20 protein-coding genes and 1 pseudogene are annotated in these 21795 nt (G+C 62.8%); 5 read left to right on the top strand and 16 right to left on the bottom strand.

Features of this window, described 5'->3' with window-relative positions; genetic code table 11:
* Positions 1-118 precede the first annotated feature (118 nt).
* From THIDRDRAFT_RS20780 to THIDRDRAFT_RS20765, 4 genes are all read left to right on the top strand, one after another.
* Positions 119-598, top strand: coding sequence for a DUF302 domain-containing protein (locus THIDRDRAFT_RS20780; protein ID WP_007042888.1), 480 nt, complete (start codon positions 119-121; stop codon positions 596-598).
* A 71-nt stretch (positions 599-669) separates the two neighbouring features.
* Positions 670-2778: a glycosyltransferase gene (locus THIDRDRAFT_RS20775; RefSeq protein ID WP_245535910.1), complete on the top strand. Its 2109-nt coding sequence runs from the start codon at positions 670-672 to the stop codon at positions 2776-2778.
* Positions 2775-3683, top strand: coding sequence for a glycosyltransferase family 2 protein (locus THIDRDRAFT_RS20770; RefSeq protein ID WP_007042886.1), 909 nt, complete (start codon positions 2775-2777; stop codon positions 3681-3683). The genes THIDRDRAFT_RS20775 and THIDRDRAFT_RS20770 overlap by 4 nt, the downstream gene beginning before the upstream one ends.
* 5 nt (positions 3684-3688) lie before the next feature.
* Positions 3689-4777 carry an NAD-dependent epimerase/dehydratase family protein gene (locus tag THIDRDRAFT_RS20765; RefSeq protein ID WP_007042885.1) on the top strand — a complete coding sequence of 363 codons (1089 nt, stop codon included), beginning with the start codon at positions 3689-3691 and terminating at the stop codon, positions 4775-4777.
* Here THIDRDRAFT_RS20765 and THIDRDRAFT_RS20760 read toward each other — a convergent pair.
* From THIDRDRAFT_RS20760 to rsmG, 16 genes are all read right to left on the bottom strand, one after another.
* Positions 4665-7004 carry a DUF1631 domain-containing protein gene (locus tag THIDRDRAFT_RS20760; RefSeq protein WP_007042884.1) on the bottom strand — a complete coding sequence of 780 codons (2340 nt, stop codon included), beginning with the start codon at positions 7002-7004 and terminating at the stop codon, positions 4665-4667. The genes THIDRDRAFT_RS20765 and THIDRDRAFT_RS20760 overlap by 113 nt on opposite strands.
* A 280-nt stretch (positions 7005-7284) precedes the next feature.
* Entirely contained in the window at positions 7285-9117 is a 1833-nt protein-coding gene (gene glmS, locus THIDRDRAFT_RS20755; protein WP_007042883.1) for a glutamine--fructose-6-phosphate transaminase (isomerizing), read from the bottom strand.
* A gap of 67 nt (positions 9118-9184) precedes the next feature.
* Positions 9185-10549: a bifunctional UDP-N-acetylglucosamine diphosphorylase/glucosamine-1-phosphate N-acetyltransferase GlmU gene (glmU, locus tag THIDRDRAFT_RS20750; RefSeq protein WP_040845656.1), complete on the bottom strand. Its 1365-nt coding sequence runs from the start codon at positions 10547-10549 to the stop codon at positions 9185-9187.
* A 70-nt stretch (positions 10550-10619) separates the two neighbouring features.
* Positions 10620-11120, bottom strand: a complete 501-nt coding sequence (locus THIDRDRAFT_RS20745; RefSeq protein WP_007042881.1) for an FKBP-type peptidyl-prolyl cis-trans isomerase — start codon at positions 11118-11120, stop codon at positions 10620-10622.
* Between the two features lie 271 nt (positions 11121-11391).
* A complete protein-coding gene (locus tag THIDRDRAFT_RS20740) occupies positions 11392-11817 on the bottom strand; it encodes a F0F1 ATP synthase subunit epsilon (RefSeq protein WP_007042880.1) in 426 nt (141 codons plus the stop codon).
* Between the two features lie 12 nt (positions 11818-11829).
* Positions 11830-13212 carry a F0F1 ATP synthase subunit beta gene (gene atpD, locus THIDRDRAFT_RS20735; RefSeq protein WP_007042879.1) on the bottom strand — a complete coding sequence of 461 codons (1383 nt, stop codon included), beginning with the start codon at positions 13210-13212 and terminating at the stop codon, positions 11830-11832.
* A gap of 89 nt (positions 13213-13301) precedes the next feature.
* The gene (gene atpG / locus THIDRDRAFT_RS20730; protein ID WP_007042878.1) at positions 13302-14168 is read right to left on the bottom strand and encodes a F0F1 ATP synthase subunit gamma; all 867 of its coding nucleotides are present in this window, start codon (positions 14166-14168) and stop codon (positions 13302-13304) included.
* A 138-nt stretch (positions 14169-14306) separates the two neighbouring features.
* A complete protein-coding gene (atpA, locus tag THIDRDRAFT_RS20725; protein WP_007042877.1) occupies positions 14307-15848 on the bottom strand; it encodes a F0F1 ATP synthase subunit alpha in 1542 nt (513 codons plus the stop codon).
* Between the two features lie 13 nt (positions 15849-15861).
* Positions 15862-16401 carry a F0F1 ATP synthase subunit delta gene (locus THIDRDRAFT_RS20720; protein WP_007042876.1) on the bottom strand — a complete coding sequence of 180 codons (540 nt, stop codon included), beginning with the start codon at positions 16399-16401 and terminating at the stop codon, positions 15862-15864.
* A gap of 8 nt (positions 16402-16409) precedes the next feature.
* A complete protein-coding gene (locus THIDRDRAFT_RS20715) occupies positions 16410-16880 on the bottom strand; it encodes a F0F1 ATP synthase subunit B (RefSeq protein WP_007042875.1) in 471 nt (156 codons plus the stop codon).
* Positions 16881-16967: 87 nt separating this feature from the next.
* Entirely contained in the window at positions 16968-17219 is a 252-nt protein-coding gene (gene atpE / locus THIDRDRAFT_RS20710; protein ID WP_007042874.1) for a F0F1 ATP synthase subunit C, read from the bottom strand.
* An 82-nt stretch (positions 17220-17301) separates the two neighbouring features.
* Positions 17302-18171, bottom strand: coding sequence for a F0F1 ATP synthase subunit A (gene atpB, locus THIDRDRAFT_RS20705; protein WP_007042873.1), 870 nt, complete (start codon positions 18169-18171; stop codon positions 17302-17304).
* Between the two features lie 10 nt (positions 18172-18181).
* Complete coding sequence (locus tag THIDRDRAFT_RS20700; RefSeq protein WP_007042872.1) at positions 18182-18562, bottom strand: ATP synthase subunit I; 381 nt, start codon at positions 18560-18562, stop codon at positions 18182-18184.
* Positions 18563-18736: 174 nt separating this feature from the next.
* Positions 18737-19669, bottom strand: coding sequence for a ParB/RepB/Spo0J family partition protein (locus THIDRDRAFT_RS20695; protein ID WP_007042871.1), 933 nt, complete (start codon positions 19667-19669; stop codon positions 18737-18739).
* An 11-nt stretch (positions 19670-19680) separates the two neighbouring features.
* Positions 19681-20469: a ParA family protein gene (locus tag THIDRDRAFT_RS20690; RefSeq protein WP_007042870.1), complete on the bottom strand. Its 789-nt coding sequence runs from the start codon at positions 20467-20469 to the stop codon at positions 19681-19683.
* A gap of 7 nt (positions 20470-20476) precedes the next feature.
* Entirely contained in the window at positions 20477-21139 is a 663-nt protein-coding gene (gene rsmG / locus THIDRDRAFT_RS20685; protein ID WP_245535909.1) for a 16S rRNA (guanine(527)-N(7))-methyltransferase RsmG, read from the bottom strand.
* 151 nt (positions 21140-21290) lie between these two features.
* Here rsmG and THIDRDRAFT_RS20680 point away from each other — a divergent pair.
* A pseudogene (locus tag THIDRDRAFT_RS20680) lies at positions 21291-21795 on the top strand (hypothetical protein); the annotation flags it as partial.

Here is a 21795-nt window from a genome sequence, read left to right as displayed (position 1 = left end):
CCCCGCCATCGGGCGGGGCAGCCGTATCGCTCCGGTCTTGAACATATCCTTCCCCCTTCCGAAATTCCCGCCTGCTACCATTCGTCGCCAACAGACACTGTCGAGGGAGTCCCAGGCCATGCAACCATTCGCCGCCAAGCTTCGCGCCGTTCTGATCACCAGCCTTCTGCTCGCCAGCGTCACCGCCATGGCGGCCGGCGGCTACCAGGTCTATCGTACCGACTCCGCCTTCGAGGACGTGCTCGACGGACTCAAGGCGGCGATCCAGGAACGGGGGATGTACATCAACAACGTCATGGACATGGGCGTCATGCTGGAACGCACCGGCAAGGACCTTGGGACGCCCGACCCTATTTACGCCAAGGCGCAATCGGTCGAGTTTTGCAGTGCCGTCTTGTCCCGGGCCATGCTGCAGGAAGACCCCACGCGCATCGTCAACTGCCCCTTCATCATCAGCGTCTACGAACGTCATGACGAACGCGGCATCACCTATCTCGTGCATCGCACGATTCCCATGGAAGAGCGAACCGCGAGTCCGATCATGGCCCGCATCGCCACGACCTACGAGGAACTCGCCGAATCGGCGATCGCATGGTAGGAGAGGTGACCGAGAAGACACCCTCGCCAAGGCGCCGCTCACGGCCCAGGGAGCGCGACTGAATGACCCGCATGCCGACATCCGACCAGAGCTTCTTTACCGTCGCCCTGAGGTATCTTCCGCGCGCCATCCATGTGCTTCGCACCGAGGGCGGCGGAGTGCTGCTGCGCAAGCTCAAGCGCCGACTACACACCACCCCGCTCGCGATCGAGGGACCGCCAAGACTGCTGGCCTTCTCCGAACCCTTGGCGCCCGTCGACCTGCGAGGGGAGGAGCAACCTCGGATCTCGGTCGTGGTGCCGGTCCACGATCAGTTCGCCTATACCCATCACTGCCTGGCAGCCTTGGCGCTCACTCAAAACGAGGCCACTTTCGAGGTCATCCTGGTCGACGATGCCTCGACTGACGGCACCTCGGAGCGTCTAGCGCACTATCCGGGTGTCAGACTGATCCGCAACGATGAAAACCTCGGCTTCGTCGGAACCTGCAATCGGGGCGCGGAGGCGGCGCGGGGCGAGATCCTCGTCTTCCTCAACAACGACACCCAGGTTCAGTCGGGCTGGCTGGAGTCTTTGATCCGCACCTTCGAGGACTTCCCGAACGCGGGAATCGTCGGCAGCCGTCTCGTCTACCCGGATGGACGACTGCAGGAGGCGGGCGGCATCCTCTTCGAGGACGGCTCGGCCTGGAATTACGGCCATCTGGACGACCCCAACCGGCCCGAGTACAGCTATCTGAGGGCCGTCGACTATTGCTCGGGCGCCGCGCTGGCGATTCGGGCCGATCTCTTCCGCCAACTGGGCGGATTCGATCCGGCATTTGCCCCGGCCTACTACGAAGACACGGACCTCGCCTTCCGCGTGCGCGCCACGGGGCACGTGGTCTATTACCAGCCGTTGTCCCATGTAGTGCATTTCGAGGGCATCACCGCCGGACGCGACGCGGACGCAGAAACCGGACTCAAACGCTTCCAGCGACTCCATGCCGAGACCTTCCGCGAACGCTGGGGAGCGGTGCTCGCCACATTCGGTCCACGCGACCAGGATATCGACCGTGCGCGCGAGCGTCAGGTCGCGCGCCGCGCGCTGATCGTCGACAACTACATGGTCACCCCGGATCGCGAATCCGGCTCGCTGCGGATGCTCAACCTGTTCCGCATCCTCCAGGGGCTCGGCTACAAGGTCACCTTCGCCGCCGCGAACCTGGAGGCCCCTCAACCCTATGTCTCCGACCTGCAACGCATCGGCATCGAGGTGCTCTACCGTCCCTACATTCGGAGCATCGCCCGCCATCTGGCGCGCTACGGACGGGACTACGATCTGGTGCTCCTGAGTCGAGCCGATGCGGCCGCCCAGACCATGAAGGCCGTCCGCCGTCACTGCACGGCGGCCCGCATCCTATTCGACACGGTCGACCTGCATTTCCTGCGCGAGCGCCGTCTGGCCGAACTCAAGGGAGATCGGGCCACACATCTGGTCGCCGAGATGCGCAAACGCCAAGAGCTGGATCTGATGCGACAGGCCGATCTGACCCTGGTGGTGAGCGAGACCGAGCGCGCGCTCCTGGCCGAGGAGGCACCGGACGTCGAGGTACGACTGGTCTCCAACATCCATCGCATCTTCGGCTCGGCCAAGCCGCCCGAGCAGCGTCGCGACCTGCTCTTCATCGGCGCCTTCGCCCATCCACCGAACAGCGACGCGGTCATCTATTTCTGCAAAGAGATCCTGCCGCTGGTGCGTGCGGAACTGCCGGATGCGCGACTCAAGATCATCGGAACCGATCCGCCGCCCGAGGTCGTAGAGTGCGCCGGACAGGGCGTCGAGATCCTCGGCTACGTGCCCGACGTGACGGACTACCTGGCCGACTGCCGCATCTCGGTGGCCCCGCTGCGCTATGGTGCGGGGGTCAAGGGCAAGGTCAACCAAAGCCTCGCCCACGGACTCCCGGTGGTGGCGACCAGCATCGCCGCCGAGGGCATGCATCTGCGCGACGGCGACTCGATCCTCATCGCCGATACCCCGGTCGACTTCGCAAACGCGGTGGTCCAGCTCTACCGGGACGACGCCCTCTGGACGCGACTCTCGGACGGCGGACTGGAGGTGATGGAGCGCCATTTCGGCTTCGCCGCCGCCGAGCGCGCACTGCGCTCGGCGCTCGGCCTGGAAGAGACCAACCCATGAACCATGGACCCACGTCGGCGCCCCGCGTCTCGGTCATCGTCGTCAACTACAACGCCGGTCCACTGCTGGCCGAATGCGTCTCGGCCGTCCTCGACTCCAACCTTCCGGTCGAACTCATCGTCAGTGACAACGGCTCGCACGACGCCAGTCTGGAGCAACTCGCATACAGGGCCGACGACACCCGTCTGATGATCCTCGAAAATGGCGAGAACCTGGGATTCGCCAAGGCCAACAATCGCGCCCTCTCGTTCGCTCGGGCCGAATATCTGCTGTTCCTCAACCCGGACTGTCTGGTCGATGGCGACACACTGACGCGAATGGCCGACTTCATGGACCAGCGTCCCGATGTAGGCATGTCCGGCTGTCTGGTCCTGAACCCGGACGGTAGCGAGCAGGTCGCCTGTCGGCGCTCGATCCCGGATCCCTGGATCGCCCTCAAACGCATCCTGCACCTGGACCGTCTCCTGCCTGGAGGCGGTGGACGGACACTCAACCACCAGAACGAGCCCCTGCCGACCGTACCGGTCGAGGTCGAGGCGATCTCGGGATCCTTCATGTTCGTGCGTCGACGCGCACTGGATGAGGTCGGTCCGTTGGACGAAGGCTATTTCCTGCACTGCGAGGATCTGGACTGGTTCGTGCGCTTCCATCGCGCCGGCTGGAAGATCGCGCTGGTCCCAGACGCACGCGTCGTCCACCACAAGGGCGCCTGTAGCACCGCAAGACCGCTGGCGGTCGAGCGCCACAAGCACCGAGGGATGGAGCGTTTCTTCCGCAAGTTTCAGTACGCGCGCTATCCGCGTCCCTTCAGCCTGCTGGTCATCTTCGGTATCCGGGCGCACATGCTGCTCAAAACCCTGGTCCTCGGGCCGCGCACCTGGCGTGTCCGACGGGGCACAGAGTGAGCACCATGACGCAAGCCGGGGCATCGCCGCTGGGCAAGATCCTGGTCACGGGCGCGACCGGACGGGTCGGACGCGCCTTGGTCGATGAGCTTCTGAACCGCAGTGCCTCGGTCGTGGTTCTGACGCGCTCGCCTGAGGCCGCACAACGGCTCTGGCCGGACGGCAGGGTCGAGATCCGTGTCGGCGACCTGGCGGACCGCGACACCCTGGCGACTGTCGGCGAGGGTATCCAGACCCTGTTCCATCTGGCCAGCTATGCGCCGCGACCCGACGAGCCCGATCTCTACAACGCGCCCGGCCACTGGTCGGTCACGGCCGAGGGCACCCGCAACCTGCTGTCGCAGCTCGACGCCTCAGGACTCGGCGGCGCACGGCTGGAACGGATTCTCTACGTCAGCACGATCAAGGCGATGGGCGACAAGATCGGAGCGATGGGCCGACCGGCCGACGAAGACGCGCCGCCCGAACCCGACACGCTCTATGGCCAAGCCAAGCTCACCGCCGAACGTGCGGTTTTCGACTTCGGAGACAAGGCTGGAATAACGGCGAGCGTGCTGCGTCTGCCGATGGTCTATGGGCTCGGTCGCGAGGGGAACATCGTCCGCATGATCGAAGCGGTTGCCCGTGGACGCTTCCCGCCCTGGCCACGCATCGAGAACCGCCGCTCGGCGGTCCATATCGAGGACGTGATCGCGGGGATTTTGCTCGTCGCGGAACACCCGAACAGCGCGGGAGAAACCTACTGTGTGACGGATGGCCGAACCTATTCGACCCGCTGGATCTACGAACGCATCCGGCTCGCGCTCGGGCGACCGATCCCAGCCTGGTCGGTGCCGTTCTGGATGCTGAAGGCGGCAGCGGCGGTCGGATCGGCTGGTGAAAGGCTGCTGGGACGGCGGATGCCGCTCACACTCGACGGGCTCTCCAAGCTGGCCGGAGATGCCTGGTATTCATCCGGCAAGCTGGAACGCGGGCTCGGATTCACTCCCAAGCATAGCCTGGAGAGCGAGATCCCCCTTTTGGTTCGTCGGATGGCGGACCGACCTTCTCCAGGACATGGGCCACGGCACGATCGGTCAGCGGATTCTGGCTGAGCAGACGCGCGGTTCCCTTGCGTAGATGTTCAGCGAAACTGGTGGCGGCCAGGGTCATGGCGTTCTCGCCCTGGCGGTTGGTGAAGAGATAGACCCGCTTGAACTCGCTGACCCAGTTCAGCCGTAGCGTATTACGGGTTCCGCGAAAGCTCTGGAACTCGACCCAGGCCCCCACCTCCAGCGCCTGCACCAGCTTGAGCTGAGGATCCGATTCGGCAACCCCAGCCTCGGTGGAACGACGCTCAGGCTCGGGAGACGGGCTCGCCGGCGCTGCGCTCGGTGGAAGCCGCACCTCCGACCACTCGGCCGACTTGATCGGCGACTGTCCGGACGGCATCGCCGGATCGGACGACGCGTCCTTGTGCATGGCCGCCATGTGGAGCCTGATGAGTTCGGTGAAGAAGGCGTCCCAAGAGCCTTCCTGGTCGATGCGCGCCAAACCGCTTCGCAATCGCTTGAGCATATCGGGCAGCAGAACGAGCAAGCGATCGCGATCCTGCGAGCCCTGCTTAGGCTGAACGCTCCAGATGAGCTCGTCCATCAGACGCAGGGCCTCGGACCAATCACCACTCGAGTCACCGGCACGCGCGAAGACCTCGATCAGCACCAGACGCCAGTGAAGGGTGAGGAAGTCGGCAATCAGCGGCGGTAGATTACGCCGATTGATCCGGGTCTCGATCTCGGAGGTGGCGCGGGCGGGAGCGATCTCCTTGCGTTCGCGGACCTCCAGTTGACCGACCATCTGGGTCGCCTTGTCCCGTGCCCTCACCTCCTCGTCGCTTAGGAACTCTTCGAGCTTCTGAAGCTGGGAGGCAAAGATCTGGACATCCGAATCGAACCCCTTGACCACGGACTCGACGATCGAGGCGATCTTGGCGACCAACCTCGGCTCGTCGTGATCGCTGCGACCGATGCCCGAATTGGCGATCGCGTCGAGCAGACGACGGGCCGGATGCTTGCGGTCCGAGAAAAAGCTCTTGTCGAGCAGCGCCACCTTGAGGACCGGGATCTGCAGCTTGGCGATCTCGGCACGCATGGTCGAGGACAGATCGGGATCGTTGAAGATGGCGTCGAACAGCATCGACACGATGTCGATGGTCATGGCATCGGTGGGATGCGACCAACTCGCCATGGGGGTCGAGCGGATCTGCTGCAGGACATTGAAGCCCTGAGGGTCGAGCCGATTCGGCCCCATGCCGGCCATGGCTCCCGGCTCCATCGGCCCGCGCTGCAAGGTACCGAGCGCATCGACCAGCTGCTGCACGCCCATGGATTGAGCGGGAGCGCCTGGCATGCCACCCGGCATCGCCACACCCTGCATCGAGGGCGAAGGTCCGGGCGCATAGCCGGGAGCAGACGCCCCCGCTGGAGAGCCCATGGAGGCCGCCGACTTGAGCACCTGCAGCAACTGGCTGAAGAGATCCTCACCGCCCGTCTGGAGTCCATCCCCAGACGGCGCCTGGGCATAGTTGGACGAGAAACCGACGCTTGACTGAGCCGATCCGCCACCGCCTGCCGACGACGCACCGTATCCACCACCGCCTCCGCCACCATCGGGTCTGGTGAACTCCTGAGGCGTGTCGGTCGACATGGTCGGTAGAATGCCGGACTGGGCGAGGAAGCGGTTGAGACCGGCATAGACGCCTGGCAGCTCGGCCGCCGTCTGACGCTCGAACGACTGCAGGATGGCCAGGGCCACCGGGCGCTCGATATCCATCTCAGTCAGGGCTGCGAGCATGGATTTGTAGAGACTGCCGGGATGGAGCGGGTTGTCGTCCTGCCCGATCCGTTGGACCCGCATCAAGGCAGCGAGCCGACGATCGAGCGCGACCAGCTGCTGCGAACAATTGAAGGCCGCCCGAGCCGACAGCTTGCTGATGGCGAGATCCTGCTCGAATTCGTCTGGATCTACGAGGCTCAGCTCGTCCGGCAAGGCCGACTGGCGCCGCGAACGACCGCCGCCGAGACCGGGCACGGATGCGTCGAAATGGGCGCAATAGGCAACCCGAAACCGCTGCAGCAAGTGCTGCGGACGGCTCGCGAACAGCTGCGAGGCGGCGAAACAGATCTGTTGCTGCTCGGAATTGGCGGCGCGGTCCGCCATCAACATGAATTCTTCGTTGGCGCGGCCGGCATGCTGGATGAAAACAGCCGTTACACTATCGATCAGGCGATCGCGGCAGCTCGCGAGCATTGCCGCGCAATCCTCGGAGATATCCACCGCCATGGAGCTATCTCGGCCCCCGATCGGGACAACGTTGGAGGTTTGTTTGTCGGCCATGATTGAGTGTGCGATGGGCATTTGACCGGAAGTGAAGCCGTTGAGATTCAGGCATCCCGGATCGGATCATTGGCTCTATCTGCGGAGGCCGCAAGGGGCTCGAATCGCTAAAGCCGCCGGGAATTCGCGAGCAGGTTCCTCCCCAGCGTCAGTATAAACAATGGGATCGAGGCGAACTGCCAACCAGGTCGCAAACCCATGCCCCCCTCGATCATGGTTGACAACTTTACTCGACCGTTACCGACTTCGCGAGGTTCCTCGGCTGGTCGACATCGGTTCCCTTGAGCACGGCGACATGATAGGCCAGCAGTTGCAGTGGAACCGTGAAGACGACCGGATCGATGAGATCGTGGGTCTCGGGCAACCGTATCACCGTCACCCCATCTGACTCCTCCATGGGGACCTGGAAGTCGGCGAAAACATAGAGCCGACCGCCGCGCGCGCGCACCTCCTCCAGATTCGATTTGAGCTTTTCCAGCAGTGCATTGTTGGGCGCCACCGCGACCACCGGCATCTGCTCGTCAATCAGGGCGAGCGGTCCGTGCTTGAGCTCGCCGGCCGGATAGGCCTCGGCATGGATGTAGGAGATCTCCTTGAGCTTGAGGGCCCCCTCCATCGCGATGGGGTATTGTTCACCACGACCGAGAAAAAGGGTGTGATGCTTGTCGACAAATTCCTCGGCCAGCCGGGCGATGGGGGCATCGAGCGCGAGCGCCTCCTCGATCTTGCTCGGCAATGTGCGCAGGACCCCTACCAGCTCTTGCTCGTGCTGGCTGTCGAGCCCCTTGCAACGCGCGAGGTTCAGGGTCAGCAGCAACAGCGCGACCAGCTGAGTGGTGAAGGCCTTGGTCGAGGCGACACCGATCTCGGGCCCGGCGTGGGTGAGGAAGACCAGATCGGACTCGCGCACCAGCGAACTCTCGGGGACGTTGCAGATCGCCAATGTCGCGGTATAGCCGGACGCCTTCGCCTGACGCAGCGCGGCGAGCGTATCGGCGGTCTCGCCCGACTGAGAGATGGTCACGAACAGCGCCCGTTCCGGCACCACATGGGCGCGATAGCGGTATTCGCTTGCCACCTCCACCTGACAGGGTACCCCGGCGATGGACTCGATCCAGTAACGCGCGACCAGCGCCGCATGATAGCTGGTGCCGCAGGCCACGATGGTGACCGCTCCGAGTCCCTCGAACAGCTCAACGGCCTGACTGCCGAAGGTCTCGGGAAGCACCCGGTTGTCCGACAATCGACCCTCCAAGGTATCGGCGATGGCACGTGGCTGCTCGAAGATCTCCTTGAGCATGTAATGGCGGAACTCGCCGCGTTCGGTGGCGTCGACCGCCAAACTCGATGTCTTGACCGGGCGCTCGACCTCATTCCCATCGCGATCCCAGATACGCACCCGATTCAGGGTCAGCTCGGCGATGTCGCCCTCTTCGAGAAAGATGAAGCGATTGGTGACCGGCAGCAGTGCGAAGACGTCCGAGGCGATGAAATGCTCGCCGAAACCGACGCCGATCACCAACGGACTGCCCTGACGGGCCGCGACCAGATGATCCGGATCCTGCGCGTCGATCACGCCCAAGGCATAGGCACCGCGCAGCCGCGCCGTGGCACCGCGCACCGCATCGACCAGGCTGCAGCCGCCAGACAGCACGTCATGGATGGCGTGGACCACCACCTCGGTATCGGTCTCCGAGGTGAAGACATGCCCCACCGCGATCTGCTCGCGACGCAACTCCTCGTGATTCTCGACGATGCCGTTGTGCACGATGGCACAGCGATCGTGACTGACGTGGGGGTGGGCATTATGGGTCGCCGGCTCGCCGTGGGTCGCCCAACGGGTATGGGCGATTCCGAGCGTGCCCAGCAGCGGATCGGCGGACACCTCATCGGCCAGACGGGCGACCTTGCCGAGCGTGCGGATACGCTTCAATTCCCCTGGAGCCGCCAGCACGGCAATGCCGGCAGAGTCATAGCCGCGATATTCGAGCCGTCGCAGCCCCTCCAAGAGGATGGCGGTTACTGGACGTTGAGCAATGGCACCGACGATTCCACACATGGGACATCTCTCACTGAGCAATCGATAAAAAATGCAGAAAACGAACCGTTCGGAAAACGCCGCCCGGTCAGCTCGATTTGATGGGACGCTTCCAGCCCCGAATCGTAACCTGACGCGCGCGCGCGACGGTCAGTTGCTCGGGCGGCGCGTCCTTGCCGATGACGGAGCCGGCTCCGATGGTGGCGCCCTCGCCGACCGTGACGGGCGCGACCAATGCGGCGTTGGAGCCGATGAAGGCCCCGTCGCCGATACGGGTCTTGAATTTGTTGGCGCCGTCGTAGTTGCAGGTGATGGTGCCCGCGCCGACGTTCACGCCAGCGCCCACCTCGGCGTCGCCCAGATAGGTGAGGTGGTTGACCTTGCTGCCTAGCCCGACCGAGGTCTTCTTGATCTCGACGAAGTTGCCGACATGGGTCTGGTCGGCAAGCCTGGCCTCGGGCCGCAATCGGGCGAAGGGTCCGATCCTGGCGTCGGCGCCCACCTCGGCCTGCTCGATCACGCAGTTGGCCTGAATCTCGGTGCCGGGACCGATGACGCAATCCCGAAGCAGACAGTTGGGTCCGACGCGCACGCCGGAGGCTAACCTGACCTTGCCCTCGATCACCACATTCACATCGATGGAGACATCCTGCTCGGCCTCTAGCCGACCGCGCAGATCGAACCGGGCCGGGTCCGCCAGGGTCACGCCGGAGCGCATCAGATCCTCGGCCGCACGACGCTGATAGAAACGTTCGAGCTCGGCGAGCTGGACGCGGTCGTTGACGCCGGCGACCTCGAACAGGTCCTCGGGCTGGGTCGTGGCGATGGTCACGCCCTCCCAGGCCGCCATCTCGATGACGTCTGTCAGGTAATACTCGCCCTGGGCGTTGTCGTTGCCGAGTCGTCCCAGCCAAGTCTGTAAGCGGGCGCGATCGGCGATCAGGAACCCCGTGTTGATCTCACGGACCTCGCGTTCATCCGGGGTCGCGTCCTTCTGCTCGACGATACGGGTCACGCACCCGTTGGCATCGCGCAGAATGCGACCATAACCGGTCGGATCTGACATCTCGGCCGTGAGCAGACCCAGTTGGGTCTCGGCACCGGTCGCGATCAAACGTCTCAGGGTCTGGGGTGAGATCAGCGGGACGTCGCCATAGAGCACCATGACCCGGTCCATGTCGCCCATGAGCGGCATGGCCTGGATCAGGGCATGTCCTGTACCACGCTGCTCCGCCTGCTCGGCCCAGGCGCACTCCTCGTCCTGCAAGGCGGACTGGACACGCTCGCCGCCGTGGCCGTGAACGACGACCACCTGCGCAGCCTCACAGCCGCGCGCGGCGTCCAACACATGGAGAAGCAATGGCCGGCCGGCCAAGGGATGAAGCACCTTCGGCAGGCTGGAACGCATCCGCTTTCCGAGACCTGCCGCCAGAATCACGACACCGAGTTTCATATCATCCTTCCCAGTTTGGGCGACGAGCCACCGCACCTTCCAGGTTGGGAGGGTGCTGGAACGACGCCGATCAGTGAAGCCGGCCGATCGGACGCTCGATCCCATTCAAGCCCTGAGACTGTTGAGAGGGGCTTGGATCCCGGACCTCTTGAATGCGCACGAAAACCTTCAGCACCTTGCCCGCGAGCCGGTGGTTCCCATCGATCGTGAGCCTGCCGTCGACGATCTGAGTGACATGGAAGATCCGCGCCTGCCCCCGATCGTTCTGCATTTGCACCTCGGCCCCAACGACACGCAACTCGGCCGGAACGTTATCGAGATCATCCGTAAAGACCAGATCCGGATCTCGCTTGCCAAACCCGTCCTCCGGCTCCAGCGAGAGTTCGACCTCGTCGCCGGCCCGCTTGCCGTGGATCGCCTTGTCCATACCACCGATGAGTTCGACCAAACCTCCCTGGATGTAGGTCACGGGTAGGTCCGTCTGTTCAAGGATCACGCCCCGCTCGTCTGCGATGCGGTAGGTCAGAGAGACCAGCTTGCCTTCACGAACGACCTGATCGGACATGGTCATGGATTCCTCCTAACGATCGCGATGCGATCGGTCAGGTGATTGGCCTATGTGGTATAGAAAAGATGCGGGCGGAGATCCAAGTTTGCCACAAATGCAAACGCCCCCGTCGTTGATCGACGGGGGCGTTTGGTCGGTACCGGCAGAATGCCAGAGGCATTCGATGCGGGATTTAGACGCTTGTCGGAAACGATCCTACCCGAAGGGCAGAGCGAGGGGCGAAGCCCAATCTACACATGCCGATCGTCGGGTGAGTTCATATCCGGAAATCGTCTTAGCCCCGCTTCATCTTGCGCAGCTTCTCGATGGCGCGCAGTTGCGCCACGGCCTCGGCCAACTCGGTCTGAGCCTTCGCATACTCGAACTCGGCCGTATGACCGGCGAGCGCATCCTCGGCGCGACGCTTGGCATCGAGCGCGGCGGCCTCGTCCAGATCATGGGCGCGAACCGCCGTGTCGGCCAGAACCGTCACTACGCTCGGCTGAACCTCAAGCATGCCGCCGGAGATATAGAAGTGCTCCTGCTCGCCGTTCTCGGTCTCCACCCGGACATCACCCGGCTTAAGCCGGCTGATGAAGGCGGTATGACGCGGAGCGATACCCACCTCGCCCATATCCGCCGTGGCATAGACCATGGTGGCGGGTCCGGAGTGGATGGCGCCTTCGGCGCTGACGATATCGACGCGGATTGTCATTGCCATGGGAAATCCCCCTTAGCTGGCCATCTTCTCGGCTTTGGCCACCGCTTCGTCGATACCGCCGACCATGTAGAACGCCTGCTCGGGCAGATGATCGTACTCGCCGTTGACGATCGCCTTGAAGTCCTTGATGGTGTCCTTGACGGACACGAACTTGCCAGGCGCACCGGTGAAGACCTCGGCCACGAAGAAGGGCTGGGACAGGAAGCGCTGGATCTTACGCGCGCGGGACACGGTGAGCTTATCCTCTTCGGAGAGCTCGTCCATACCCAGGATCGCGATGATGTCCTTGAGTTCCTTATAGCGCTGCAGGGTACCCTGCACCGCGCGGGCGGTCTCGTAGTGCTCGGAGCCGACGACGTTGGGGTCGAGGATACGGCTGGTGGAGTCGAGCGGATCCACGGCCGGGTAGATACCCAGCTCGGCGATCTGACGCGACAGCACCAGGGTCGCGTCCAAGTGCGCGAAGGTCGTGGCCGGCGAGGGGTCGGTCAAGTCGTCCGCAGGCACGTACACCGCCTGGAAGGAGGTGATGGAGCCGGTGCGCGTGGAGGTGATGCGCTCCTGCAGTGCACCCATCTCGGAGGCCAGGGTCGGCTGGTAACCCACTGCGGACGGCATACGGCCGAGCAGTGCGGACACCTCGGTTCCGGCCAGGGTGTAACGGTAGATGTTGTCGATGAACATCAGCACGTCACGGCCTTCCTCGCGGAAGTACTCGGCCATGGTCAGACCGGTGAGCGCAACGCGAAGACGGTTGCCCGGCGGCTCGTTCATCTGACCGTAGACCAGGGCCACCTTTTCGAGCACGTTCGACTCCTTCATCTCGTGATAGAAGTCGTTACCCTCACGGGTACGTTCGCCGACACCCGCGAACACCGAGAAGCCCGAGTGCTCGACGGCGATGTTGCGGATCAGCTCCATCAGGGTCACGGTCTTGCCCACACCGGCACCGCCGAAGAGGCCAACCTTACCACCCTTGGAGATGGGCATGATGAGGTCGATGACCTTGATGCCGGTCTCGAGGATCTCGGTGGAGGCGGCCTGATCCTCAAGCTTGGGCGCCGAGCGGTGGATCGACCAACGCGCCTCGCTCTCGACCTCGCCCTGCTCGTCGATCGCGTTACCCAAAACGTCCATGATGCGGCCCAGGGTCGCCTGACCGACCGGAACCTGGATGGGAGCACCCGTCGCGGTCACATCGACACCACGCTGCAGACCGTCGGTCGTGCCCATGGCGATACAGCGCACCACGCCGTCGCCGAGCTGCTGCTGCACCTCGAGCGTCAGCCCGGTCGACTCGATCTTCAGGGCGTCATAGACCTTGGGCATCTCGCCGCGTGGGAACTGAACGTCCACGACGGCGCCGATGATTTCCACCACGTTACCGGAACTCATAGTCTTTTCCTCTTATGCCTTGCGGCATCTAGCGATTCTGTCTGGATCTGGTCAAGTATCTGGGGGGCACCCGCGACAGCCGGCTGCGGTCAAACCGCGGCGGCACCGCTCACGATCTCGGAGATTTCCTGCGTGATCGCGGCCTGGCGCGCCTTGTTGTAGACGAGCTGCAACTCGCCGATGAGGTTGCCAGCATTGTCGGAAGCGGCCTTCATGGCAACCATCCGGGCGGCCTGCTCGCATGCGGTGTTCTCGACGACCGACTGATAGACGAGCGACTCGATATAGCGCGTCAGCAGGGCATCCAGAACCGTCTTGGCATCGGGCTCGTAGATGTAGTCCCAGTGGTACGGCATGGAGTCCTGCTTTTCGCCGGGGACGAGCGGCACCAGCTGCCGAATCACCGGACTCTGAGTCATGGTGTTGACGAACTCGTTGCTGGCCACGTAGATGGCATCGATCTCACCCGACTCGAAGGCATCGAGCATAACCTTGACCGTGCCGATCAGATCCTCGACGTGAGGCTTGTCGCCGAGATGCGTCGACTGCGCCTTGACGTCGCCGCCGAAACGCTTGAAGAAGCCGAGCGCCTTGGTGCCGATGGTGCAGAAGACCGGCTCCACGCCCGCCTCGCGCTGCTCCTTGATCTCGGCGATGAGGCGACGGAACAGATTGCTGTTCAGGCCGCCGCAAAGCCCGCGGTCGGAGGAGACGACGATGTAGCCGACGCGCTTGCGCGGACGCTCCTCCGCCATGAAGGAGTGCCGATACTCGGGCGTCGCTTGGGCCAGATGACTGATGACCTGGAGCATCTTCTCCGCGTAGGGCCGAGAAGCGGACATGCGATCCTGGGCCTTGCGCATCTTGGAGGCCGCGACCATCTGCATGGCCTTGGTGATCTTCTGCGTGCTCTTGATGCTCGCGATCTTGGTGCGGATTTCTTTGGCGCCTGCCATTTTTTAGCTCCCAGCCTCCAGCTTCCAGCCGCCGGCCTATCCGGCCTGGGGCTGAGGAGGTTCGATACTTTTGAACGCACCACGCCAACCGCCATGCCTCCCGCTGGAGGCTGGCGGCTGGCTGCTGGCGGCTGTCTCTTACCAGGTATTGCTTGCCTTGAAGCTCTTGATCGCCGCATGCATCGCCTGAACGATCTCGTCGTCGTAGCCGCCGGTGGAATCGATCTTGGCGAGCAACTCGGACTGAGCGGACTTCATATAGCCCTGCAGCGCGCGCTCGAAGTCCACGACCTTCTTGACGTCGACGTCGTCGAGGTAGCCTTCGTTGGCGGCGAACAGCGAGATGGCCATCTGGCCGACACTCATGGGCGAGTACTGGAACTGCTTCATGAGTTCGGTGACACGCTCACCACGCTGCAACTGCTTGCGAGTGGCCTCGTCCAGATCGGAGGCGAACTGCGAGAAGGCGGCCAGCTCGCGATACTGAGCCAGAGCCAGACGGATACCGCCACCGAGTTTCTTGATGATCTTGGTCTGGGCCGCGCCACCGACACGGGACACCGAGAGACCGGCGTTGATAGCCGGACGGATACCCGAGTTGAAGAGGTCGGTTTCCAGGAAGATCTGACCGTCGGTGATGGAGATCACGTTCGTAGGAACGAAGGCGGACACGTCGCCAGCCTGGGTCTCGATGATGGGCAGCGCGGTCAGCGAGCCGGTCTGGCCCTTGACCTTACCGTCGGTCATCTTCTCGACATAGTCGGCGTTGACGCGCGCGGCGCGCTCCAGCAGACGCGAGTGCAGATAGAAGACGTCACCCGGATAGGCCTCGCGACCCGGCGGACGACGCAGCAGCAGAGAAACCTGACGATAGGCCCAGGCCTGCTTGGTGAGGTCGTCGTAGACGATCAGCGCGTCTTCGCCCTTGTCGCGGAAGTACTCGCCCATGGCACAGCCGGCATAGGGAGCCAGGAACTGCATGGCCGCCGATTCAGCCGCCGGAGCGGAGACGACGATGGTGTGATCCATGGCGCCGTGCTCTTCGAGCTTGCGCACGATGGAGGCAACCGAGGAGTTCTTCTGGCCGACGGCGACGTAGATACACTTAACGCCGGTGCCCTTCTGATTGATGATGGCGTCGATGGCAACGGCGGTCTTACCCGTCTGACGGTCGCCGATGATCAGCTCACGCTGACCGCGACCGACCGGCACCATGGCGTCGATGGCCTTGAGGCCGGTCTGCACCGGCTGATCGACCGACTGACGCTCGATGACACCCGGCGCGACCTTCTCGATCGGCGAGGTCGCGGAGGCCTCGATCGGGCCCTTGCCGTCCATCGGGTTGCCGAGCGCATCGACGACACGACCGAGCAGACCTTCACCGACCGGCACCTCAAGGACGCGGCCGGTGCAGCGCACCCAGTCGCCCTCGGACAGGTGGGTGTAGTCGCCCAGGACGACCGCACCGACCGAATCGCGCTCCAGATTCAGCGCCAGTCCGTAGGCATTGCCCGGGAACTCGAGCATCTCGTAATACTGCGCGTCGGACAGCCCGTGGATACGCACGATGCCGTCGGTCAGACTGACGATGGTGCCTTCGGTCCGAGCCTCGGTCTGAAGGTCGAATTTCTCGATCTTCTGTTTGATGAGATCGCTGATCTCGGATGGGTTCAGTTGCATGGCGGTATCCAGTTCAGAATTGCAAAGCGTTGGCGAGTTGCTTGATCTTGCCGCGGACGGAATTGTCGATCACCAGGTCACCGGCGCGAATCTCGATTCCGCCGAGCAGGGCACTATCCGTCTCGACCGTCAGCTCGACCTGATCGCCGAAGTGCTTCGCCAGTGCGGCGGCAAGCATTTCCTGTTGATCGCTCCCGACCTCGAACGCGCTGCGAATCGAGACGTGGCGTACGCCCAGATCGGCGATGCGTCGGGCCTCGAACAGCCGGGCGATCTCGGAAATGGCCGCCAGGCGTGCGTTCTGTGCGAGCAACCGCAGGAGATTGCCGACCTCAGCCGACAGCCCATCACCACAAACTTCGAGGATGAGCTCGCGGATTTGCTCGCGCGGCACGGATGGGTTACTGATTTGAGCGGCCAACAGCGGATCCGCCGTCACCGCTGCCAGCAGCGCCAGCGCCTCGGACCAGGCTTCGAGTTGCCCGGTTTCCTTAGCGCGCTCGAAGATCGCCTCGGCGTAAGGCCGTGCGATGGTGGTGATATCTCCGGCCATGATATTCCCTAGAGCTGCTTGGCGAACTCGTCGACGATCGAGCGATGCGTATCGACGTTGATCTCTTTCTGGAGGATCTTCTCGGCGGCGAGCATAGCCAGAGAAGCGACCCGCTCACGCAGATCTTCGCGAGCGCGATTGGTCTCGCGCTCGATCTCGGCCTGTGCTGCCGCGACCAGACGCTCGCCTTCGACGCGAGCATCGGACTTGGCCTCCTCGACGATATCGGTCGCCCGCTTCTGGGCCTGACCAACGATATCGGCTGCCTGCGTCTTGGCCTCTTTCATGAGGTCCAGCGCACGCTGCTCACCAAGAGCCTGCTCCTGATGGCCACGCTCGGCGGCGGCGAGACCCTCGGCGATCTTGGCCTTACGCTCCGCCAATGCATTGACGATGGGCGGCCAGATGTACTTCATACAGAACCCGACGAACACCGCGAAGGTGACCATCTGGGCGAACAGAGTCAGATTGATATTCATAGCGTTGCCTCGTGCCTTTTCCTCGAACCTCGTCAGGATGACGACAGGCGAGTGACACCGACCCCGAAGAGGGAGTCGGATCGGGTTTTAGGCAGCGAACATCAGGTACAGACCCATGGCGATCGCGATAACCGGCAGCGCGTCGACCAGACCCATGACGATGAAGAACTGGGTACGAAGCATCGGGATCAGCTCGGGCTGACGTGCGGCGCCTTCGAGGAAACGGCCACCCAGGATACCGATACCAACGCCGGCACCGACGGCACCGAGACCCAGCATCAGACCAGCGCCGATGAATTTGATGGCCATAGCAAATGCTTGTGCGACTTCGAGTTCCATGAGTTCCCCCAGGTTAAAGTTTCCGACGTGAGTCGGTTGAAAGAAAAAACGGTTAATAAACGAACGATGACGGCCTAAGCGATCAGTGATGTTCCTGATGAGCCATGTCCAGATAGACGATGGTCAGCACCATGAAGATGAACGCCTGGAGCGTAATGATCAGGATATGGAAGACAGCCCAAACGAATTGCAGCAGTCCAGCCGTACCCGCAAGCACAATCCCACCGCCGTAGAGCAGAGCGATCAGGATGAAGATCATCTCACCGGCATACATGTTGCCGAAGAGTCGCAGAGCCAGCGAGACCGGCTTGGACAGAAGACTGATGCCTTCCAGAATGAGGTTGGCCGGCATGCCCCACTTACCGAACGGCTGCAGCGTCAACTCACCGAGGAAACCACCGACACCCTTGATCTTGATGCTGTAGAAAAGCACCAGGAAGAAGACCGTCAACGCCATACCGAAGGTCGCATTGGGATCCGTCGTCGGCACCACCTTGAGGAACACGTGGTGCGGCTCGGCGCCGAATGTCGCCATCAACTGGCCGAAAAGATAGGGAATGAGGTCGACTGGGAGCAGGTCCATCAAGTTCATGAGGAAGACCCAGGCGAAGATGGTCAAGGCCAGCGGCGCGACCATTGCATTCTTGCCGCTGAACGAACCGCGAACATTATCCTCGACGAAGTCGACGATCCACTCGACGAAGTTCTGCGCGGCCCCGGGCACTCCAGCGGACACCTTCTCCGCGACGCCCTTGAAGAACCAAAGGAACAGGCCTCCCAGCAGAATGGAGAAGAAAACCGTATCGACATTGATCGCCCAGAAGCCCATCTCGGCCGCATCAGCGCTCGAATGCGCGAAGCCCAGGCCGTGCTCGGGATGAAGACCAAACGTCAGATTGGTGAGATGGTGCTGGATGTATTCTTGGGAAGTCATCATTTCAGAAGAAGCCATCGATCATCTCTCACTTCGTGGTTCGATTGCCGAACAGGGCGGCTATCAGGGTTGGTATGACCTGGACCATGAAATAGGCACCAAGCAGCGCTGGTACATTGATCCCTTCGAATACTGCGTAAACAGCTCCGAATGAACCGAGCACAAATACAATTTTCGCGGTTTCGGCGCTATAAAAACGCAAAACCAGCCTCTCGGGCTGCTGGGCGCGATATCCGCGAAAGACCCAGGCCGCGAGCAAGGCAGTAGCCATCAGGCAAATTCCGGCCCCCAATAGAACCGAAAGCGCAACTGAACCACCAAACGGCAAAGCAAACACTACTAAAGCCAGACCGAAGACCACCTGAATTTGGAGGATCTTTCCGGCCCGGAACGCGTCTGGCTGTTGCATCAGATCGTCGTGGGCGGGGTGAACTCATTGCCCACCGGGCGCGAAGTATAAGGGGTTGTGGATATAGGGTCAACGCAACACGAACAATAAATTAATAGGCTCATCGATAATTTTTCTATGCGAAACGCGTCAAGGGGACGAACCCAGACACATCGGCGCCGCTCGGACAGACGCTCACTTGATGTGCGTGAGGATCCCGTCCAATTCGTCCAACGTGCTGTAGGCGATGACCAGCTTCCCCGAACCACGGGCTCCGTGCTGGATCTGAACGGACGCCCCCAACCGATCGGTTAGATCCGATTGCAGGCGACGGATATCGGGATCGATCTCCGGCTGACGCTGGCCAGCCGCCTCGGCCTCGCCCGCCTGCTGCAGACGCCGGACCAATTTCTCCGTCTCGCGCACCGAGAGACCAGCCGCCACCACTTGACGTGCGGCCTGACTCTGAACGCCCCCCTTGAGACCGAGCAGCGCGCGCGCGTGTCCCATCTCCAGACGCGACTGCACAACGTAATCCTTAACGTCCTGGTTCAGCTCCTGGAGGCGCAGCAGATTGGTCACCATGGTGCGCGACTTACCAACCGCTTCCGCAACCTGCTGGTGGGTCAGCCCGAACTCGGAGATGAGCCGGTCGAGCGCGCCGGACTCTTCAAGCGGATTGAGGTCGGCGCGCTGGATATTCTCGATCAGACCGATGGCCAGTGCAGTCGGCTCGTCGACCTCGCGGATGACCACCGGAATCTCGGCAAGCCCCGCCTGCTGACAGGCGCGCCAACGGCGCTCGCCGGCGATGATCTCGTAGCGCTGCGAACCCGACGCAGACTCCGGCACTGGACGCACCACGATCGGCTGGATGACACCCTGGGCCACGATCGAGTCAGCCAATTCGCGTAGCGCGTCAGGATCGAACTCACGGCGCGGCTGATAACGCCCGCGCTGAATGAACTCCAGTGGCAGATGGGTCACGCGCTCGGGCGCCTCGGCGCTCGGCGCATCGTCGGCGGTGTCGGAGACGGCGACCTCCGGAGCGCGAGCGGCACCGAGCAGCGCATCGAGACCGCGCCCCAGGCCCTTCTTCTTCGGTGGTGTTTTTTGGTCGATATCCATGCGCTGTCGAGTCAGGCCACCTGTTGACGCTTATCCAGACGACGCAACACCTCGCTCGCCAAGGCGAGATAGGACATCGCACCCTTCGATTGCGGGTCGTAGAGCAGGGCCGACTGACCGTGGCTCGGCGCCTCGGCGAGGCGCACATTGCGCGGGATAATGGTGCGGTACACCTGATCTTTGAAATGGGTGATGAGCTGGGTCGAGACCTGATTGGCCAGATTGTTTCGCGGATCGTGCATGGTGCGCAGGATCCCTTCGATGCACAGCGTCGGATTGCGACTCTCGCGGATCTGCTCGATGGTATCCAGCAGAGACGACAGCCCTTCCAGGGCGTAATACTCGCACTGGAGCGGGATCAGCACGCCTTGCGCCGCGACCAGCGCATTGACCGTCAGCATGTTCAGCGAGGGCGGACAGTCGATGATGACCAGTTCGTAGGCCTCGGCCGCGCGGGCCAACACCTTGGTCAGACGGTGCTCGCGGTCGGGCGAATCGATCAGCCCGATCTCAGCGGCTGTGAGATCGGCATTGGACGGCAGCAGGTCGAATCCAGGCGAAGGCTCGATGACGCGCTGAATGCAATCCGCAACGGGAATTTCGGTCAGAAGCAGGTCGCAGGCGGAATGCTCGACGGTGTGCTTGTCGATCCCGCACCCCATGGTCGCGTTGCCCTGTGGATCCAGATCCACGAGCAGGACGCGACGCTTCATGGAGGCCAGGGAAGCGGCCAAATTGACCGCCGTCGTGGTCTTACCGACCCCGCCCTTCTGATTGGCGATCGCAATGATGTTGGCCATGGTCGGCTCAAGTGCTCCGGATTTCGATCAAATGACGCGAGACATCGAGGAAGGGCACGCTCAGACGGTGGATCATCACAACCGCCGACGGCAAACCCGTCGTCTCGATCCGTTCGTCCGGCTGACGGCCTTTCATGAGCAGCAACCGGCCGGGGTACGCGAGCAATTCGGCGTTCGAGCCGCTCAGAATTTCGTCGGCCGCGACCGCGCGGCTGACAATGGTACTGAATTTTTGCTCCGGCCGGTACGTCTCAATGCGCGCTTGCACCGGCTCGACGTTGTCGAGCCCCAGATCCAGCACCGCCTGACGCACGAAACGGACCTTCTTGTTATTGCTGTCGAGCAGCCAGAACCGCCGCTCCGGCGCCATGATGGCGAGCGGCAGACCCGGCAGACCGGCCCCGGTTCCGATGTCGAGCACCGAGTCGCCGAACAGGAAGGGCAACACCGCCAGACTATCGAGCAGATGCTTGGAGACCATTTCCAGCGGATCGCGCACGGCCGTGAGGTTGTAGGCCTTATTCCAGCGCACAAGCAGACCGATGAAGGCCATGAGCCGGTTCTGCTGCTCAGGACTGCATACCAGCCCCAATGCCTCGATACCCTGGGCCAGTCTGTCCTCAATGTCGCTCCGTTCGGACGCGCCAAGAGGATCTAGAGGAATATTCAAACGACACACCCTATGATCAAAGGCGGAACTATACGATAAAGCCCGGCCGGCAATTCAATCGTCACCGCACATATTAAGGTGTCCCTTCGACGTACCGGCCGATCATTCCTGGGCATCGTCGCACATCGAATCGGAACATAGCTGACGGAACGTGATCAAGCTCATCGCCAAAGTCACCCTCCTCCTCGTCGCCCTAAGCGCCATCGGCGTGCTCTGGCAGCGCGTGCAACTCACGACCCTGGCCCTGACCCGCATCGACCCGGTTCCCGAGACCCGCCAATTGGTCGAGCAGGAACGCTACGCCGAGGCGGCCGACTATCTCGGCTTCTTCATGGACTACCCCTACGTCCAATCCGACCCGGCCGCGCAAACCTTGCACCGGGAGATCGAAGCGGTCCGCGGGAGCCTGGACTACAAGGCCGGCAAGCTCGGCGAAGGACTCCTGTCGGGCACCAGCGACGAGACCATCGGTCAGGCGGCCGGGGTGGCGACCGACCTCTTCGTCATCGGCGATCTGCGCGATCTCGCCAAGCAGGGGACCAGGTGGTGGCATGACGAAGAGACGGACGAGGCGATCGTCGCCCTGGCGACCATCGGCGTGGCGGCCAGCGCGGCACAGCTCGCCGCCGGGGCCGCGACCCTCGGCACGGCGGGCG

The sequence above is a fragment of the Thiorhodococcus drewsii AZ1 genome (genome assembly GCF_000224065.1).
In the GTDB taxonomy this organism is placed as follows: domain Bacteria; phylum Pseudomonadota; class Gammaproteobacteria; order Chromatiales; family Chromatiaceae; genus Imhoffiella; species Imhoffiella drewsii.
The sequence above is the reverse complement of the archived record's forward strand: the minus strand, read 5'-3'. Positions and strand labels throughout refer to the sequence as shown.